This window comes from Flavivirga eckloniae, from assembly GCF_002886045.1.
In the GTDB taxonomy this organism is placed as follows: Bacteria; Bacteroidota; Bacteroidia; order Flavobacteriales; family Flavobacteriaceae; genus Flavivirga; species Flavivirga eckloniae.
This window is the reverse complement of record NZ_CP025791.1, coordinates 3,612,474-3,631,619: the sequence shown is the minus strand read 5'-3', so window position 1 is coordinate 3,631,619 and position 19,146 is coordinate 3,612,474. Positions and strand designations below refer to the sequence as shown.

At 35.1% G+C, this 19,146-nt stretch carries 17 protein-coding genes; 8 read left to right on the top strand and 9 right to left on the bottom strand.

Annotation, left to right across the window (positions count from 1 at the left end):
* Positions 1-25: 25 nt before the first annotated feature.
* From C1H87_RS15065 to rimM, 3 genes are all read left to right on the top strand, one after another.
* Positions 26-1,087 (top strand): lactonase family protein, encoded by a 1,062-nt coding sequence (locus C1H87_RS15065; protein WP_102756603.1) that lies wholly within the window; start codon positions 26-28, stop codon positions 1,085-1,087.
* Positions 1,088-1,198: 111 nt separating this feature from the next.
* Positions 1,199-1,756, top strand: a complete 558-nt coding sequence (locus C1H87_RS15060; protein ID WP_102756602.1) for a 30S ribosomal protein S16 — start codon at positions 1,199-1,201, stop codon at positions 1,754-1,756.
* 348 nt (positions 1,757-2,104) lie between these two features.
* Positions 2,105-2,629, top strand: coding sequence for a ribosome maturation factor RimM (gene rimM, locus C1H87_RS15055; protein WP_102756601.1), 525 nt, complete (start codon positions 2,105-2,107; stop codon positions 2,627-2,629).
* A gap of 15 nt (positions 2,630-2,644) precedes the next feature.
* Here rimM and C1H87_RS15050 read toward each other — a convergent pair whose 3' ends face one another.
* Positions 2,645-3,094, bottom strand: a complete 450-nt coding sequence (locus C1H87_RS15050; protein ID WP_102756600.1) for a DUF2383 domain-containing protein — start codon at positions 3,092-3,094, stop codon at positions 2,645-2,647.
* A 146-nt stretch (positions 3,095-3,240) separates the two neighbouring features.
* Here C1H87_RS15050 and C1H87_RS15045 point away from each other — a divergent pair, with 146 nt between their 5' ends.
* The 5 genes from C1H87_RS15045 to C1H87_RS15025 all read left to right on the top strand — a co-directional run bounded on the left by C1H87_RS15045 (position 3,241) and on the right by C1H87_RS15025 (position 10,709).
* Entirely contained in the window at positions 3,241-3,984 is a 744-nt protein-coding gene (locus C1H87_RS15045; RefSeq protein ID WP_102756599.1) for a tRNA1(Val) (adenine(37)-N6)-methyltransferase, read from the top strand.
* A 108-nt stretch (positions 3,985-4,092) separates the two neighbouring features.
* Positions 4,093-5,271, top strand: coding sequence for an acyl-CoA dehydrogenase family protein (locus C1H87_RS15040; protein WP_102756598.1), 1,179 nt, complete (start codon positions 4,093-4,095; stop codon positions 5,269-5,271).
* Between the two features lie 144 nt (positions 5,272-5,415).
* Positions 5,416-8,862, top strand: coding sequence for a hypothetical protein (locus C1H87_RS15035; RefSeq protein ID WP_102756597.1), 3,447 nt, complete (start codon positions 5,416-5,418; stop codon positions 8,860-8,862).
* A 129-nt stretch (positions 8,863-8,991) separates the two neighbouring features.
* Complete coding sequence (locus C1H87_RS15030) at positions 8,992-9,891, top strand: metallophosphoesterase family protein (protein WP_102756596.1); 900 nt, start codon at positions 8,992-8,994, stop codon at positions 9,889-9,891.
* A 23-nt stretch (positions 9,892-9,914) separates the two neighbouring features.
* Positions 9,915-10,709, top strand: a complete 795-nt coding sequence (locus tag C1H87_RS15025; protein ID WP_102756595.1) for a DUF1853 family protein — start codon at positions 9,915-9,917, stop codon at positions 10,707-10,709.
* Positions 10,710-11,084: 375 nt separating this feature from the next.
* Here the strand turns inward: C1H87_RS15025 and C1H87_RS15020 are convergent, their stop codons facing one another.
* The 8 genes from C1H87_RS15020 to C1H87_RS14985 form a co-directional block, all read right to left on the bottom strand.
* Complete coding sequence (locus C1H87_RS15020; protein ID WP_102756594.1) at positions 11,085-11,414, bottom strand: 2Fe-2S iron-sulfur cluster-binding family protein; 330 nt, start codon at positions 11,412-11,414, stop codon at positions 11,085-11,087.
* Positions 11,415-11,704: 290 nt separating this feature from the next.
* Positions 11,705-12,037, bottom strand: coding sequence for a hypothetical protein (locus C1H87_RS15015; protein WP_102756593.1), 333 nt, complete (start codon positions 12,035-12,037; stop codon positions 11,705-11,707).
* 160 nt (positions 12,038-12,197) lie between these two features.
* Positions 12,198-13,622 (bottom strand): NADH-quinone oxidoreductase subunit N, encoded by a 1,425-nt coding sequence (locus tag C1H87_RS15010; protein ID WP_102756592.1) that lies wholly within the window; start codon positions 13,620-13,622, stop codon positions 12,198-12,200.
* A gap of 220 nt (positions 13,623-13,842) precedes the next feature.
* Complete coding sequence (locus C1H87_RS15005) at positions 13,843-15,330, bottom strand: complex I subunit 4 family protein (RefSeq protein ID WP_102758290.1); 1,488 nt, start codon at positions 15,328-15,330, stop codon at positions 13,843-13,845.
* 22 nt (positions 15,331-15,352) lie between these two features.
* On the bottom strand, positions 15,353-17,272 hold the full coding sequence (nuoL, locus tag C1H87_RS15000; protein WP_102756591.1) for an NADH-quinone oxidoreductase subunit L: 1,920 nt from the start codon (positions 17,270-17,272) through the stop codon (positions 15,353-15,355).
* A 162-nt stretch (positions 17,273-17,434) separates the two neighbouring features.
* Positions 17,435-17,752, bottom strand: coding sequence for an NADH-quinone oxidoreductase subunit NuoK (nuoK, locus tag C1H87_RS14995; RefSeq protein WP_102756590.1), 318 nt, complete (start codon positions 17,750-17,752; stop codon positions 17,435-17,437).
* Positions 17,753-17,827: 75 nt separating this feature from the next.
* A complete protein-coding gene (locus C1H87_RS14990) occupies positions 17,828-18,370 on the bottom strand; it encodes an NADH-quinone oxidoreductase subunit J family protein (RefSeq protein ID WP_102756589.1) in 543 nt (180 codons plus the stop codon).
* 4 nt (positions 18,371-18,374) lie between these two features.
* Positions 18,375-18,869: a 4Fe-4S binding protein gene (locus tag C1H87_RS14985; protein WP_233783163.1), complete on the bottom strand. Its 495-nt coding sequence runs from the start codon at positions 18,867-18,869 to the stop codon at positions 18,375-18,377.
* Between the last annotated feature and the right edge of the window lie 277 nt (positions 18,870-19,146).

The window sequence follows — 19,146 nt, the reverse complement described above, 5'->3', positions numbered from 1 at the left end:
GAAAGCACTTAAAACTTTCATTTACATGAAACTTAAATTATTTTTTCTTGGTTTTGCTTTTACTTTTCTAAATATTCAAGCTCAGAATATACCTTTATACGTTGGCACATATACCCATGGTGACAGCCATGGTATTTATCGGTTTGAATTCAATACAGAAACCGGCGATCTAACCAACAAACAGCTTGCTATAAATATTGATAGCCCTTCGTTTCTTGCTTATTCTCCAGACAAAAAACATCTATATTCTGTAAATCAAAGTGGAAACGGATTTGTATCCTCGTACAACATTAATACCGACGGCTCCCTATCTCTTTTAACCCGAGTTAGCAGTAACGGAAAAGGGCCTTGCCATATTTCGGTAAATAAAAGTGGAGACAAAGTTGTTGTTTCTAATTATGTAGGCGGTTCTGTATCCATTTATCCTATTAATAAAGATGGCAGCTTAAGTGAGGCTTCTCAAGTTTTTAACCACAATTCGGAAAACGAAGCATCACATGCACATTCTGCTAAGTTTTCTAATGATGATCTGTTTGTTGCAGATTTAGGCAGAAATGCTATATACCATTATAAATTAAAAAATAATGATTATAAACTTGAATCGCCCTCTATTGTTAAAATGGAAGGCAATCCAGGACCTCGTCATTTTTTATTAGATAAAAAAAGCGAGTACCTATATGTTATTAACGAGTACGGCGGTTCCATTACATCGATTAAAAAAACGAAAAAAGGTTTCGAGCAAATAGATTTCGATGCTACTCTAGAAGAAACATATAAAGGCAAAAACAAATGTGCCGATATTCATTTATCTAAAGATGAACGCTTTTTATACGGTTCTAACCGTGGCGAAAATTCCATTGCAGTTTTTAAACGAAATAGCAAAAACGGGACTTTAAACAGAATTCAAAACATGAGTGTTCATGGTGATTGGCCACGAAACTTTTCATTGGATCCTACTGGTAAATTCCTTTTAGTGGCAAACAAAAAAAGCAACAACATAAGTGTATTTAAGATAGACCAGGAATCTGGGAAACTATCTTTCTTGCATTCAATAAATTCACCAGAACCAGTTTGCCTGTTATTCTAAGATATATTCGCAAAATTTCTACACAAAATAAAGCATTGATAATTAAAAAAATATAGTATCTTTGCGCCCTCATTAATAACCGAGGTCGAGAACCTCAAATAATTAATTATTATGCCAGTAAAAATTAGATTACAAAGACACGGTAAAAAAGGAAAACCTTACTACTGGATCGTAGCAGCAGATTCACGTTCGAAAAGAGATGGTAGATACCTAGAAAAATTAGGTGCTTACAATCCTAACACGAACCCAGCAACTATTGAATTAAATGTTGATGGAGCTGTACAGTGGTTACAGAATGGTGCACAACCAACTGATACTGCTAAAGCTATTTTATCTTACAAAGGAGCCTTACTAAAAAATCACCTTGCAGGTGGTGTTAAAAAAGGAGCTTTAACTGAAGAACAAGCAGAAGCAAAGTTTAATGCTTGGTTAGAAGAAAAAGCTAACAAAGTTAATGCTAAAACAGATGATTTAGCAAAGGCTGAAGCTGAAGCTAGAGCAAAGGCTTTAGAAGCAGAAAAAGCTGCTAACGAAGCACGTATTGCTGCTGCAACTCCTGTTGTGGAAGAGGAAGCTACTGAAGAAGCTGCCGAAACTACAGAAGAGGCTGCTGAGGAAACAACTGAGGCTGTGGCCGAAGAAGCTCCTGCTGCAAAAGAAGAAGAATAAAAATAGATTTTTTTATACTTTTAAACTCCGATATTTTTATCGGAGTTTTTTTGTGAAACAGTATTTTTCCAAAAAGCAAAACACGTTATTGAACAAGAGGGTGTCTAAAAAGTTTTTGAATTGTCATTTTGAGTACTTCGGCTATGCTCAGCATAAACTAAAGTCGAAAAATCTAAACACTTTAATAAACAGGTGTTTAATTTTTATAAGATTCCCGGGCAGGCGGGTGTTCTGAATGACACTTTTTAGACGTCCTCCTCATAAACTTTGAAATAAATTTTAAAAAGATTCCTGCCAAAGTTATCTTGAGCGATAGTCGAAAGGCCGGAATGACAAAAAACATTTGTCATGCAAAAAGAAGATTGTTTTTACTTAGGTAAAATTGTAAAAAAATATAGCTTTAAAGGTGAAGTTTTAGCTAAACTCGATACAGATCAACCTGAACTTTATGAAAACCTTGATGCCATTTTTTTAAATCTAAGGAATAACCTCGTACCGTTTTTTATAGAGCACTCGCAATTGCATAAATCCGAATTACTACGCATTAAGTTTGAGGATGTAGATGAAGAAGCTGATGCAGATGCCATAATGAAAAGCGAATTATATTTACCGCTTGACCTGCTCCCAAAACTGGAAGGTAATAAATTTTATTTCCATGAAGTTATTGGATTTACTATTGAAGATTCCAATTACGGAAAAGTAGGAACCATTAAAGCCGTAAACGATTCAACAGCGCAATCGCTTTTTGAAATCGACCGAGATGGTATTGAAGTTTTAATTCCTATGAATGATGAATTTATAGTGAAAGTAGACAGGGATAATAAAACTATTTTGGTTAAAACACCAGAAGGGCTAATCGACCTATACCTATAAGCGTTTAACGAGAGGCTATTTAATAAAAACCAATTCTTTTTTTATTAAACGCATTCCATTTTGGATATTATCCTGTTGCTTTACCAATAATCTACACAAGGATAAAGAGAGATTAATTTCCCTAAGTAGTTTGTTATATTTTTCTATACATAATAGCTCAACATCATAAATAGCATTTAGCAAATCTCTATTATTCTCTATTTGTAATAAACTACTAAAGCTTTTCATATAAAGATGATACCGTCTTCTTGTCATTATCGATTCCTCAACATTTGTATCAAACTTTTTAATTTCATCTTGCAACATTTCACCAAAATTATGTCGCTCTAAGCTTTTTTCTTTTAAAAAAGCTTTTGTACTTGTATTGGAAGCTTTTTCGCATGTTTTTTCATAAGTTTTTTCAATAGCCTCATTCATTAAAAAAACATCGTTTAATTTCACTAAAATTTTATCTTCTTTTTTCATTATTTACAATTAAGCCACTATTTTCATATACGTTAGCTATAATACTAACGGATATCTTTGACATTATTTTTTTATATACGTTATAATTTTTGCTTCATCCTTTCTTTTTATTTCATACTATTGCCGTAAACTTCAAACATAATTTCATGCCTAAAAAACCCTTTGTTTTCAAACAATTTTCCGTAAACCAAGAACAATGCGCCATGAAAATAGGTACCGATAGCGTTTTACTTGGTGCTTGGATTTCGGTTAAAGATAAACTTTTTTCTACATTAGACATTGGTGCAGGCACAGGTATTTTATCACTTATGCTAGCGCAACGGAGTCATGCTGAAGTCATTGATGCGATTGAAATTGACGATTATGCCTACGAACAATGTGTTGATAATTTTGAGCAATCCCCCTGGGGAGACCGCTTATTTTGTTACCACGCTTCTCTGGAAGAATTCGCCGACGAAATTGACGATACTTACGATCTTATTGTTTCTAATCCTCCTTTTTATTCCGAAGACTGCAAAACAGATAACAAACAGCGTGATATGGCAAGATTTCAAGATGCCATGCCTTTCGATCATTTAATAGAAAGTGTATCAAAACTGCTATCTGAAAACGGTATATTTTCTATAATTATCCCATTTAAAGAAGAAGAAAAGTTTATAGATTTGGCTGCAAAGTTTAAACTTGTTCCTAATAGAAAACTACATGTAAAAGGCACTCCAACCTCTGAAATTAAACGAAGTTTAATCGAATTCACTTTCGAAACAGCAGACGCGCCTGTAAACAAACAAAAAAGTGATGTAGAAACCAACTGTTTAGTTATTGAAACATCGAGACATCAATACACAGAAGATTATATAAATCTTACTAAAGATTTTTACCTAAAAATGTAATTGAATCAGTAAGAATTAAGTAAATTTAAGCCCTTAAAATGTTGAATTAACAAAAAAACAGCATTTTTATTAAAAACTTTATTTAAAACACACTTAAATTTAATCTTTATGCGACCTGACCTATTTGAAGCACCGGATTACTATAACCTTGATGAGTTACTTACAGACGAACATAAATTAGTGCGTGATGCAGCTCGTGAATGGGTAAAACGTGAAGTCTCTCCAATTATAGAAGACTATGCACAAAAAGCAGAATTCCCAACGCAAATTATTAACGGATTAGCAGAAATTGGTGCATTTGGCCCCTACATCCCCATGGAGTATGGTGGTGCTGGTCTGGATCAAATTTCTTACGGTTTAATCATGCAGGAAATTGAACGTGGAGATTCTGGAGTTAGGAGTACGGCATCGGTACAATCTTCATTAGTTATGTATCCTATTTGGAAATATGGTAACGAAGAACAACGTGAAAAATATTTACCAAAATTAGCAAGCGGTGAATGGATTGGCTGTTTTGGCTTAACAGAGCCAGACCATGGCAGTAACCCAGGAGGTATGATTACTAATTTTAAAGATATGGGAGACCACTATCTTTTAAATGGTGCCAAAATGTGGATTAGTAATGCACCTTTTGCTCAAGTGGCAGTTGTTTGGGCAAAAAATGAAGAAGGACGTATACACGGCTTAATCGTTGAGCGTGGCATGGAAGGGTTTACAACACCAGAAACTCATAACAAATGGTCGCTTCGTGCTTCCTCAACCGGCGAGCTCATTTTCGATAATGTAAAGGTTCCAAAAGAAAATTTATTACCTAATAAATCTGGTTTGGGAGCTCCGCTAGGCTGTTTAGACTCTGCTCGTTATGGCATAGCCTGGGGCGCTATTGGTGCAGCAATGGACTGTTACGATACCGCTCTAAGATACAGCAAAGAACGTATTCAATTTGGAAAACCTATTGGTCAATTTCAGCTACAGCAAAAAAAATTAGCAGAAATGATTACTGAAATTACTAAAGCACAACTTTTAACCTGGAGGCTTGGTGTTTTACGTAATGATGACAAAGCTACATCGGCGCAAATATCTATGGCAAAACGTAACAATGTAGATATGGCCATAAATATTGCACGAGAAGCAAGGCAAATGCTTGGCGGTATGGGTATAACCGGCGAATATAGTATTATGCGCCACTCTATGAATTTAGAGAGCGTTATTACCTACGAGGGCACTCACGATATCCATTTGCTTATCACAGGGTTAGATATTACGGGCTTAAACGCTTTTAAATAATTATAATTTCTCTTTTCTATTTTACGAAAACGTTTTCTTATAAAAATTATAGGAATACTGACTTTTGACATGTTTTTAAAATAATTCGCATTTTAACTTTGTGCGTGAACTTGAATACGATATGTATTCTAACTTTTAAATATCATGCAAGAATCAAGAAAAGACATTATCCAATTTATCAATTTACAACTAGCGTCATTAGGGCAGCCAACTTTTATAGATGAAGCGAATAGCACGGAGAAGTTCTGTAATCCGAAGTTTGAGGAATTAACTAGCGATTTAATTAAAAGTATTCAAGAAAAATCGAGACTTTTAGGAAATCACCTCTCGCCTGCAGATTCCAGAATTCAAAACTTCATCAATGAGTATTTAAAAGATGTTTCTATTGATAAACCATTCGTATTGCCAAACGATACGTTAATTTTATCAAAAAAAGGACAGGCAAGAGAGGTAAGTTTGCCTCCTAACGGAAATTCCTTTAAAAGTGATCTTGTTACGTCGCATCGTATAAAACAAGGGATTTTAAACAACCCATTACACGACAAAAGAACCACAAAAGGAACCTTCCATATAGTAGAAGGCCCACTACCTGTACCTTTAAACAAAAAAGAAGTTCCTAAAGTTGTTTTAAGTCACTTCTTAAAAGCAGCTTTTAGTCCGTCCGACGAATTAAAAACATTGCCATTTACATCAAATCAAAAAGATCAGGCTAAAACTATGATCTCTATGTTATTGAGACCCACAGTATGCCCTGAAGTAAAAGGAGTATCCTCAAAAAAATCTTTAGAAGTCCGTTTCTTTGCCCCAGGTAGTTTGGTAAGTAATTTAGACTTTGTTGAATCCATATTTGGAAATGCAGGCGATCCAAATCTAGCACAAAACGATGCTGCATTAGATATTGAACACTGGACAGGACACACTGGTTGTATTGTTTTAGCTCCTCAACTAAAAACCTTAAAAAAGAAAGCTGTAGGACTACCTCATTTTGATGATGCAACAGAGCGTCAAAGAAAAGATGGTATGTGCTGGAAAGATGAAAATGAATTGTACAACGATGGAGGTGCCTTTAAAATAACTTGTAGAGACGACAGTGGTGTTGTAGTAACACTTATCGCCGATAACTATTACGGTTATTCTAAAAAAGAGATTAAAACACAAATAAGCTATTCTGCAAATTTATTTGGTTTAGTTGAAGAAGAGCATGCTGGTGGAGCAATCGCTTTTGCAAGAAGGGTGATGGGAGATACATTAGATGGAAAAGACTATTCCGAATTCCATAATTATCGTCATAGTTTCGAAAACGTAAAAGAATTATTAGGAGATAGAATAGAGGTTAAACCAGAAAACTATGCGATAGATAAGAAGTACCCTAATATAGTATACATACCAGAATTTGCATATGTAAATACCAATACAAATAGTATTACATGGACACATAACGATAAAGAGCAAAAGCTACTATTGTCTCCATATAAAACATATGTGCACCCAACGGGAAATAAATTTAGATTAGAAAAGCATAAATCAGTCGATTTATGGCGTATCGTTGATACGTTTGCAGAAGGTGTTTTCTGCCACAAACCTTGTACAGTATCCGGTGGAGGTAAGTCTGAGATTTCTAAATCTATGCAAAATGCTATTACCTATAGTCCGTTTAACATTCAGGATATAGAAGAAGATTTTAAGAAAGCAGACGAAATTATTGAATTCGATTACTCAACCAGATGGAAAGTTAAAGACCCTAACAGACCAAAATCGAGACCATTCTTAAGCGAAGATAGAACCTTAAGTTCTGCAGTAAAATTGCTAATTCCTTCAGAAGAAAACTCAGATGAATTCAATGAATTCCTCGAAAACATTCCGTCACATATTCGATCTTTAGTATTATTTGTAAAACGATTATACAGACAGGCTCACGGTGTTTTAAACTGGAAGGATTACATGTCTGTAGAAATTATAAATGGTAAAAAAGGTACTGGGCTTTTACATAACAACACCCCTGTAGTTGGTAGCTATGTGCGCCTTGGTTTTAATCAGAAAGGAAACTGGATGCTTAATAAGCTAAGATCTGATTTCTCTCCTTGTGAAAAAATACAAACAGAAGATGATATTTCTGCATCGATTACATTACCAAGAGAGCAGTTAAAAAACTTAAACCCATCATTCGACAATAAAAGTGTAAAAGTGCTTATTAACTGTGAAGCACATTTATTCCAAAGACCAGATGAGGCCATCGTTAGAGGTTACGATAAACTTGCCGAATTGGATATTGTGTCAGATGGTCGTTTCTTAACCAATTACAGGTTAATGAAAAAAGAGGATGCTATAGCACTTTACGAAGACACCATCAATTTTGATAAATACACGCAACCTGTAAAAGACTTTCTTATCAGTATTGTGAATAGTCCGAATGATGAAGAAAATTTCGTGATACCATCACATACCAGAATTGTAGACGGAGTTCCAACAAACAACCCTCGTTACTTAGAACCAAACAGAACTTTTAATGAGACTGAAGCTACTTATTTGGCAGACATTGGGGTGCGTTTATCTAGACAAATAAAATCGGAAGACCCAGTAATTCATGTTGTGAATGCCATATTACCAGGTAGAAGAAATAACCCAGTTGACAAAGAGGCTGGTATACGTCCATTAGCGGTGTACAATCCAATTCATTATCAGGAGACACCAGAATTGTTTATGGAGTTTATTTCTAGCTTAACAGGTAAATCACCATCTACAACTGGAGCTGGAACCGAAGGGGCATTAACAAAAGCACCATTTAACATGTTAACGCCTACAACCGACCTGAATAACGCTCTGTTATCGCATATCTTAACAGAATCGAACGGATTCAGTACGGCTGCTGGTTACATTGGTTCAGAAAACAAAATGGACCACGATATTAGTTTATTGATTCCAGAAATTTGGGCCAGACTGGAGCCAGAAGACAGAGATCCTAAACACCTAATCACTAACGGTTCTCTTGAAAAACTTGAAGATTTCGAGTATAATGGCGAAACTGTTTTAGCCAGTCGTTTAGGATACAGAATTACTAACACCTTCTCTTTGAGATGTTTAAACCGTATATTCGATGAACCAACAGCTGTTTTTAGCGAAAGAATGTTAAAACCTGAATTACAAGGGTTAGATGATTATGTTGATGGTATTAAAAACATTATGGAAGCGCAACAAAAAGTAGCCTTGAATTACTTTGAAGAAGGAAGTGTTGAAGCAGCCATTCCTCCATTGAAAATTTTATTACATATCATGGCATATGGTAATTATGAAGGGAAAAGCATTAGCGATCCTGAATTAAGAAAGTACTTTGATAGAGACTATGTATTAAATAGCGATTGGTATAAAGAACGTCTAGCATTAAAACAGCAAAAAGATATTCGTTTTTACGATTCTCAAATCTCTTATTTAGAAACGTTTATAGCGAATCCTAGTAATGCCGGATTAGTTACAGAGATGAATCTTGAAGAGCGTTTAGAATCTGTTAAAGAGTTATACGATAACGTAAAAACCGAAGACTATTTAAATAGTTTGGTAGGTACTATTGGAGCAGATCCACTCTTTAAGAAGTAAGAGTAACATCTTAATAGTTCGTAACTTAAATTTTTTGGATTGCAATACACATTATATTAAATCCTTTTGTTTTCCAAATCTTAAAAAAGCGTTTCTATATGAAACGCTTTTTTTGTTTACATTTACCTCATGCTTTCATCCAAAAAGAGATTAGACAACGCTTATAAAAATGCTAAAATCATTGACTTTGATGATAATAGTAAGTTTATATTATTTAGCGATTGTCATCGTGGGGACAATAGTTTTGCCGATGATTTTGCAAATAACCGAAACATTTATTTCCACGCTCTAAAACATTACTATTCTGAAGGGTTTCAATATTGCGAACTTGGTGATGGCGATGAACTATGGGAAAATATATCTTTTAATGCCATTTTAAACGCACATAAAAATGTGTTTATGCTGATGAAGCAATTTCATAAGGAACATAAATTACATATGATTTGGGGTAATCATGATATGGTATATAGAAACCCTAATTATGTAAAGAAACACTTATCTACTTATTTTGATGCTAAAACCGGTGAAGATGTTGAGCTGTTTAAAGATCTCGCATATCACGAAGGCCTGATTTTAAAACATACCAGGACCGGTCAGCAAGTTTTTTTAACCCACGGACATCAAGCTGACTGGTGGAATTTTTTGTTCTGGAAATGGAGTCGTTTTTTAGTACGTATACTTTGGAAACCATTAAATGTTATGGGAATTGCAGATCCTACAAGCCCTGCAAAAAACTACAAAGAACTCATTAAAGTAGAACGTAGAACCAAAAAATGGATTAGCGAAAACAACAACTTATTAACGGTTGTTGGCCACACACACAGACCTCGTTTTCCGGAACCCGGAGACATAGCCTTTTTTAATGATGGAAGTTGTGTACACCCACGAAGCATAACAGGAATTGAAATTGAAAGTGGGGACATTTCATTAATCAAATGGCACATTGCTACCAAGGAAGACGGCACACTACAAATTGTGAGAACCGTACTTGAAGGCCCTAGAAAGTTGATTGATTATAAAACCGAATAATTAATTCTATCACTTACTAAGCAATGCTTCAAAAAAGATATATAGGCTTTTTAAACACTCCCTTTTTATGGAAAAGTAATAGCGTTGCTAACTTAAATCAGTTTGAAATTGTTTCAAAGTCTAACAAAATTGATATTAGTATTGACGAAACACTTCGTTTAGGGAAATACGTTGAGCGATTCGTTTCTTTTGAACTAGAACAGCATGAGAACATTTCTATCTTAGCCGAAAACGTTCAAATTCAAGATAACAAAATTACGTTAGGAGAACTGGATTGTTTACTTCTTAAAGACAATAAGCCAATTCATTTAGAGATTATTTATAAATTATACCTCTACGATTCTTCTGTTGGAGCAAATGAGATTGATCACCTTATTGGTCCGAACAGAAAAGATTCCTTAAAAGAAAAAATCACCAAACTAAAAGAAAAACAACTCCCACTTCTAAACACCCCTCAATGCGAAAACTATTTAAAAACCCTTAGCTTAACACCAGAAGACATTTCGCAACAAGTTTACTTTAAAGCACAGCTGTTTGTACCGTTTTCAAATCAGGATGTGCAACTTAAAACACTAAACAGCAAGTGTATTGTTGGGTTTTATATAAACCGCAATCAACTAAACCAGTTTAATGACTGTAAATTTTACGTGCCCAAAAAGAAAGACTGGTTGGTAAGACCGCATACCAATTTAAAATGGCTGAACTTTAATGAATTTGAAATAATCGCCAAAGATTATTTTGAGCAACAATTCTCTCCATTGTGTTGGGTAAAATTCAAAAATGGCGAATTGAAAAAGATGTTTTTGGTTTGGTGGTAGAAACTAAAGCCCAGACTAGATAGAGTCAGGTTCAAGCTTTTAATAATCTTAATGTGAATTCTGGATAAGAAAATTTATGTCGGTGTGTGTCCCAGACTTGTTTCAGAACTATTTTTTTACTGTCACAGTGCTCTCCTCTTTAATTTAAAGCCGAGAAATGAATTTCGATTTTGATAAAAATAGGAAGAAAGAGGAGTTTTATTAAAAATAACAAACATATATAACCCTCCGAATCCCGATCTCATAGGGATCCACCTCCCTTTTTAATAGGGAGGAACACCTTGAACTCTTAAACAAGATTCACATTAATTTTAGTTATTATTTATGAGACTCCTGCCTTACTGAAACAAGTTCAGCACAGGCCGCAGGAATTACCTAACTCTCTGGTGCTAACTCAACCTCTAGTCCCTGCATTTCTGGAGTTATTTGTATCTGGCAACCCAAACGGCTATTGTTTTTTACATCAAAAGCCTCTGCAAGCATCGCTTCTTCATCATCGCTCATTTCTGGCAAATCTGTTTGACTTAATACGTAGCATTGACAAGATGCACACATGGCCATTCCTCCACATACTCCAATTGTACCTTCTGGGGCTAATTCGTAAGACCTTACAACTTCCATAAGATTCATTGCCATATCTGTTGGAGCAACAATATCATGCAATGTACCTTCTCTATCTTTTATTTTAATATTAATATCTTCCATGAGTGTTTTAGTGCAAATTTTTTGCCGAAATTAATACTAAATTCAAAATAAAAAAAGTAATTCCTACTATTTTAATAGGAATTTAAGAAAACTGATTTATTTTAGAGTAAAAATGATAGATTGAAAAATTAATTTAACTATTTCTGTTTATTTATTAACATATGTTAGTTTTAAAAACAAGCTAGCTTTTAAGGTAAAACCTTCTAATATTGGCATTTATTACTTTGAATACTTCGACTACCCTCAGCATAAACTAAAGTCGAAATGCTCAATCTGACACAGAAAAACACTTAGGTTTTTTCACCATTATTCCAATAACGAGGATTTGTGTCTTCACTTTTTTGATTCCAATAATCTTGGGTCACCTTATGACCATCAAAAGTTTTTAGTTTACGATGAAAAACCCAGATGGTAGGATTGAAAACCATATCGGTTACCGCTACGGTATATAACTGCGGATCTTCCTCGGTTTTTCTTTTATCTTCATCTATTATAACTTCAAAACCGTTATGTTCTAATAGCTTTTTTAGGAAGTCTCGTCTGTTTTCATCCACGCCCTTTTCAACAAAAGTGACTCTGGTCTCGCCAATGCTTCCAAATGTATGTTTTCCTGATAAACTCATAGTTTTTTCTTTAAAAAATGTCAAGTCGAGCGCAGTCGAGACCTATCCAGACTTAGAACTAACCAATAACCTCTCGACTTCAGTTTATGCTGAGCACAGCCGAAGTACTAGAGGAGACATTTTTATTTAATATTTAACCGCTGAATACTTTTCACTATTTCTAAAATACACCACTTAACTCATAAATATAATCATACAACGGACTATATAATCCAATGACTAATATCCCGACAACTGTTATTATTAAACCTAATCGCATATATAACTTATTCTTAAAATAGGGAATAGCGTTATCGCTTTTTCTTAAAAACATAGCTCTTACTACCAACAGATAGTAATATAATGAAATCGTAACATTCACTACGGCTAAAAACACAAGCAAATAATACCCTTTGCTGGCTGCTGCAGTAAACAAAAAGAATTTACCAAAAAAACCTGCTACTGGAGGAATGCCTGCTAAAGAAAACAAGGCTAGCATCATGACCAAACTTAAATTAGGATTGGTTCGGTACAATCCTGTATAATCATCCATATGTTCTTTTCCTGTTTGCAACGATATGGCTTGTACCACACCAAAAGCTGCCAGGTTTGAAAAAACATAAATCATAACAAAATGTACGATGGTTGCTACCCCTAATTGTGTTCCTGTTATTAATCCCAATAATATAAAACCGGCTTGCGCAATGGACGAAAAGGCTAAAAACCGTTTCATGTTTTGTTGTCGCAATGCAAACAGATTACCAATAAACATGGTTGCTATAGCCAGTACATAAACCACATTTTCCCAAACATGCATTAATGGTTTTAATACTGTAAAAAGCAAAATCATTAAAATAAATACGGCTGCCCCTTTTGAGATAACCGATAAATAAGACGCTATACTAATAGGGGCACCTTCATACACATCTGCTGTCCAGAAGTGGAATGGTACTAACGAAATTTTAAACCCTAAACCTGCAAAAAACAATAGCATCCCTAATATTGTTAAATTACTAGCTGTAATGGCTTCTGCTATGGCATCAAAATAAATAGAACCCGATGTAGCATATAGCATAGAAATGCCAAATAAAGACACTCCTGAGGCTAATGCGGCAGACATAATTAACTTAATACCTGCTTCGCTCGATATTCTTTTAACCGTTTCGTAAGCAGCCAATGCGGCAACAGGCAATGTAGATAATTCCAAACCTATATAAAACATCAGAAAATCGCCTGCGGAAATCATAAAATACATACCCAATAAAGACGCGAATAATAGTATAAAGAATTCACTACCTCTATTTTGATTAAATATTTTCTTTTCTAACCAATCTGCTGATTGCAATAACAATATCAACACACCTACATTCAATACATTTTTAAATAAGTGTATCATATTATTTGACCTGAACATTCCGCCAAACAAGCTACTTTCTTCAAGTTCTAAAAAACCAACAGCAGTATGTATTCCGAACAAGAATATAGCTAAATGAATGAGACTACTTTTTTTCTTTTCATGAATAAATATTTCACCGATTAGCAAGAACATGGTTATTGCCAATAGGATGATTTCGTGTCTCATTAACAGAAAATTACTAAAATTCATTTTAGTCCTCTTTTTAATTATTTAGTAAATAAGGTCTCGACCTTGGTTTATACCGAGCGTAGCCGAGGCGCAGACCAGACAACTATTAAGATATTTTTTCCTTTATACAGGAATTATTTTAAATACTATTACTTCCATCTTCCATCTTCCATCTTCCGTCTTCTGTCTTCTGTCTTCTGTCTTCTGTCTTCTGTCTTCTGTCTTCTGTCTTCTAACTCAACTACAATACCCTTTGAATAAAAGGTTCCAAACTTGCTAAAATCATATCACTTAACCATAATGGCGCAACGCCCATCCCTACAATAGGTATTAGCAATAATAATATGCCTGCCTTCTCGTACCAACTAGCTTTTTGAAGATCTAAATAAGTATCGTTTTTAACAGGTCCCATAAGCATGATTCCAACCACTCGCAAGATGTAAACGGCTGTTACCACAATTGCAGATACCGATATAATGGTCACTATCCTATAAAACATATCATCATGCTGAAAAGCCCCTACAAATATGTTCATCTCTGCCACAAATCCGCTTAATCCAGGTAAGCCTAATGATGCTAAACCGGCAATAACATAAACAACCGATATAAACGGAATCACCTTAAGTAAACCGCCTAATTTGGTGACATCCCTTGTGTGTGTTCTTCCGTAAATCATACCAATGAGGGCAAAGAATAATGCCGTCATAAATCCGTGAGACAGTGACTGTAAAATAGCGCCATTCCATGCCGTTTTATTTAACATCAATAACGCAAATAACACCAGTCCCAGGTGACTTACAGAAGAGTAAGCATTAATATATTTTAAATCGGTTTGCTTAACGGCTGCAAAAGCGCCATAAATAACACCTATAACCGATAGTATTATAAAAAACCAAGACCAATGCAAGGTCCCTTCAGGCAATAAATACATCGCTACTCTAAACACACCATACCCACCAAGTTTCATCAATACACCAGCGTGCAACATAGATACGGCTGTTGGTGCCGATGCATGACCATCTGGAGACCATGTATGAAATGGAAATAAAGCTCCAATAACTGCAAATCCTATAAACGTTAAGGGAAAGAATAGCTTTTGAGCTTCGAATGGAATATTAACCTTTGCTATCTCCAATATATTAAAAGTCAATGCGCCACCATCTGCATTCGAGTTAAAGTAGATGCCTAAAATTCCGACTAACAAAATGGCTGATGCTCCCATTAACATCAAGGTTAGTTTCATTGCAGAATATTCCTTTGGTCCACTCCCCCAAATACCAATTAACAAATACATGGGGATAACTGCTATTTCGTAAAAAACAAACATGGTAAATAAATCTATAGAGATAAAGAAACCATAAACACCCGTTGCCAATACGATAAGGGAAACAAAAAACTCTTTTGGTAAATCACTCATCTTCCATGAGATAAAAACACCTGCTAAAACCACAATGGCTGTCAACAATATCAATGAAACAGAAACACCATCAACACCAATATTGTAATGGATATTGAATTGTTTGAACCAAACGATATCCTTGGTAAAAACCATGATAGCGTCATTAACAGCCCGTTCTTTAAAATATGAAAACACTAAATTTATTGCCATTCCAAGTTGAACCAAACTTCCAACCATCGATACGTGTCGAGCCTGCTTTAACCCTTTTGTAAACACCAATATGAGAATTGTGATTACTGGAACTACAACAAAAAGTGATAAAATGTCCATATAAATATTTTCTAAATAATTTTCAAACTGTCCATAAGTAAATAAACACCAAAGCAATAACTACAACACCTCCTATAAAAGCAAAAGCATAGTCCTGAATTTTACCAGATTGCATGCCTTTTATTTTTTTTGATGCCGATACGGTTGAATTTCCTATTACATTCATAGTACCATCTACAACATGCCTATCAAACCAAGCCGCTGGAGCTGACACTCTTTTAAACAATATTTTCTTCGTTACAAAAAGATAGATTTCATCAAAATAGAACTTATTGTAAGTCCATTTGTAGAACATACCAAAGACTTTTACCAATCTATCTGATAAGTTATTTTCTTTTTTATAGAACACCCAGGCAAGAGCAATTCCTATTACTCCAACCAAAACAGCTACTCCAGCTAGCGGATAATTTAAATGTGCTTCGAAACCAACTTTATCGGGCGTAACAAATTCACTAAAAGGAACGAATCCGCCAACAACACTTAATACTGCTAAAACAATCAATGGAAATGTCATTGATAGCGGTGATTCGTGAGGTGCATGCTTATATTTGGTGTCTTTACCCCAGAAAATTCCAAAGTACAATCTAAACATATAAAAAGCGGTTAAGCCTGCAACAAACAACCCTACAAAATATATGAGTTTGTTATGTTCGAAAGCAGCAACTAAAATTTCATCTTTACTCCAGAATCCAGCTAAAGGCGGTACACCTGCAATGGCTAAAGCTGCGATTAAAAACGTAATATTTGTAATGGGCATATGCTTTCGTAAGCTTCCCATGTCTTTTAGGTAATTACTATGTACCGCATGAATAACAGAACCAGCGCCTAAAAATAAGAGCGCTTTAAACATAGCGTGTGTAAACAAGTGGAACATAGACGCCATATAGCCAACCCCATCATGTCCTTCGTAACCAGAAACACCAAGCCCCAACATCATATAGCCCAATTGCGACATGGTTGAAAATGCTAAAACACGTTTTATATCTGTTTGGGTGATCGCTATAATGGCAGCAAAGAGCGACGAAAAAGCGCCTACAACAGCTACAATATTTAGAGCAAAACCATGCTCAACAAAGTAATACATCGGGAATAACCGAGCTACTAGATACACCCCTGCAACCACCATAGTTGCGGCGTGAATTAATGCTGAAACCGGTGTAGGACCTTCCATAGCATCTGGCAACCAAATGTGTAATGGAAACATGGCTGATTTTCCTGCTCCTCCAATAAAAATCAATATTAACGCCCAAGTTAAAGCTGATAACCCCATAAATGATGTTGACGCCCAATTTAAAATGGCACTCCCTTCGGGGTTATTAAGGGTTTCGAAATCGAAGGTCCCTGTGTAATAACCAACGGTCAGGATGCCAATTAAAAATCCTAAATCGGCAAAACGGGTTACTATAAATGCTTTTTTTGCAGCGGCTACTGCCGATGGTTTTGTATAGTAATAGCCAATCAACAAATAAGAAGACACTCCAACTAGCTCCCAAAAAATATAAATTTGGAATAGGTTTGTTGCCAACACCAATCCGAACATAGAGAAAGTAAACAGTCCTAAAAAAGCGAAAAACTTAGTGTAACCGGCATCGCCTTTCATATACCCTCTACTGTAAATATGAACCATTAAAGACACAACAGACACCACGATGAGCATCATTACCGAGATAGGATCAATTAGGACACCCATATCGATACTTAAGGTATCCGTAAAGTTCATCCAGGTTGTTTTACTTACTAAAGTTTGATAAACACCATCAACTTTCCCATGTGCAAAAAAGTACTGATAGGCTGTGTAAAATGAAAGTATTGCTGAAACTGTTAAACCTAAAACACCAACATATCCGGAAACCCCAGGTTTAATTTTCTGATTAAAAATTCCTAACAGTAAAAAAACTGCTAGAGGGATTATCGGGATTAATATGATGTAATTTAGATTCATATTTTTTTAATTAGTGCCTAAAGTTGGGAGTATTTAAAGTGCTTAAATTTTTGCTTCTCACTTCCTCTTATAATTTCTCAACTTCTATTTATATATTAATTTTCCATTGTTTTCAAATAACTTTAAATACTTAAGCGCACTCATAACTTTAAGTACTACTTTTTAATGCTTCATAACCTCAATATCCTTAACCTCAACCGAACTAATTTGCCTATACAGATTTATTATTATAGATACAGCCAAAGCCGTTTCTGCCGCAGCCACGGCTATAATAAAAATAGAGAACACAACGCCTTGTAACATATCCGGATATAGATATTTGTTAATGACAACAAAGTTTACCACCGACGCATTTAAGACGAGCTCTATTGAAATTAAAATCGAGATTAAGTTCTTTCTTGTAATAAATCCGTAAACACCAATAAAAAAGATAATTGAGGTAACGGTTAATAGTTCGTAAATGCTAACTCCAAAAATCATAAAGTTTGATTTAAGTCGGACCACCGATGATGGTAGACCGATGTTATAATATTATATTTCTTTTGTTCTTTCATTTTATTCTTTTTCACTTCCTTCTTCCAGCACCTTACTTCTAGATTCCAATTTTTTCCCTTTAGCAATTATTATCGCTCCAACCATTGCAGCTAATAACAGAATACTTATGACTTCGAACGGCAAAATGAATCCGCCAGCTTCATAGCTCAATAATTTTGAACCTATTTCTGCTGTTGTCGTAGTTTTTGAATTTTCAATGACATTAAAATCATGATTGTATATGGTGTAGAGAAAAACGCCTAATCCTGCTAAACAGGCTAAGCCTGTTAGAATTTGTTTGAATCGTTTTGCGACTTCCAACTCCATTTCAATATGATGTACCAACAGTACAGAGAATATTATAAGCACTATGATGCCACCTGCATAAACCGTTAATTGTATGGCCGCCAAAAAGTTGTAATCGATTAAAAAATAGAGCCCTGCTATACCGCAAAGCACAAATAGGAGATAGATAACAGACCGAAGCATTTTTCTACTTGTAACCGAAGCAAATGCAAAAACAATCATTATAACTGCTAAAACGTAAAATATATATTTCTCCATAGGCTTAATCTTCTGTCCCTGGTTTAACTCTTGATCCTGGTCTGTTTAACACCTTTGTTAGCGTGCTTCTATCGTAAACGGAATTCTCATAATTCTGAGCCCAAACGATAGCATCGGTAGGACATGCCTCTATGCATAAACCACACATGGTACATAGTCCTAAATGATAAACATGTTTATCAATTTTTTTCTTCTTTTTACCTGTGGTTTCATCAATACCCCTGTCCCAAATAATCTCAATACTTCCATTAGGGCATGCTATCTCACATTTTTGACAACCTGTACATGTGTGCTCGTTATTTTCATCATGAGGCATCACCACTTCTCCTCGAAAACGTTCAAACATCTTTAAGGTATTACGGTTATCTGGATATTGCTGCGTTATGGCTCCTTTTCGCGAGGTTATAAAGTACTTTCCAGTAACACCCATACCCTTAAGCAGCGTCTTTATCCCTTTGTATATATCTGAAAAATAACTCATACGCTTTAAAATTTTCAATCAAATATTATTTTCAAACCTCTAACTGTTTCCGATAGTTCGTCATTATATTTTGTTTTGTCACATTGAGCGCGGTCGAAATGCTTTTAAAAACTAAAACTTACATTGTCTTCGACTGCGCTACCATTGACATTTCTTATAAGTACTTAATTTTTCAATCGTTTGTCATTCAGAGCGCAGCGAAGAATCTTTATAATTAATCTCTAAAGATTCTTCAGTCGTACCTCCCTGTCTGCCGACAGGCAGGCTTCCGAATGACACCCGATGACGTCATTCC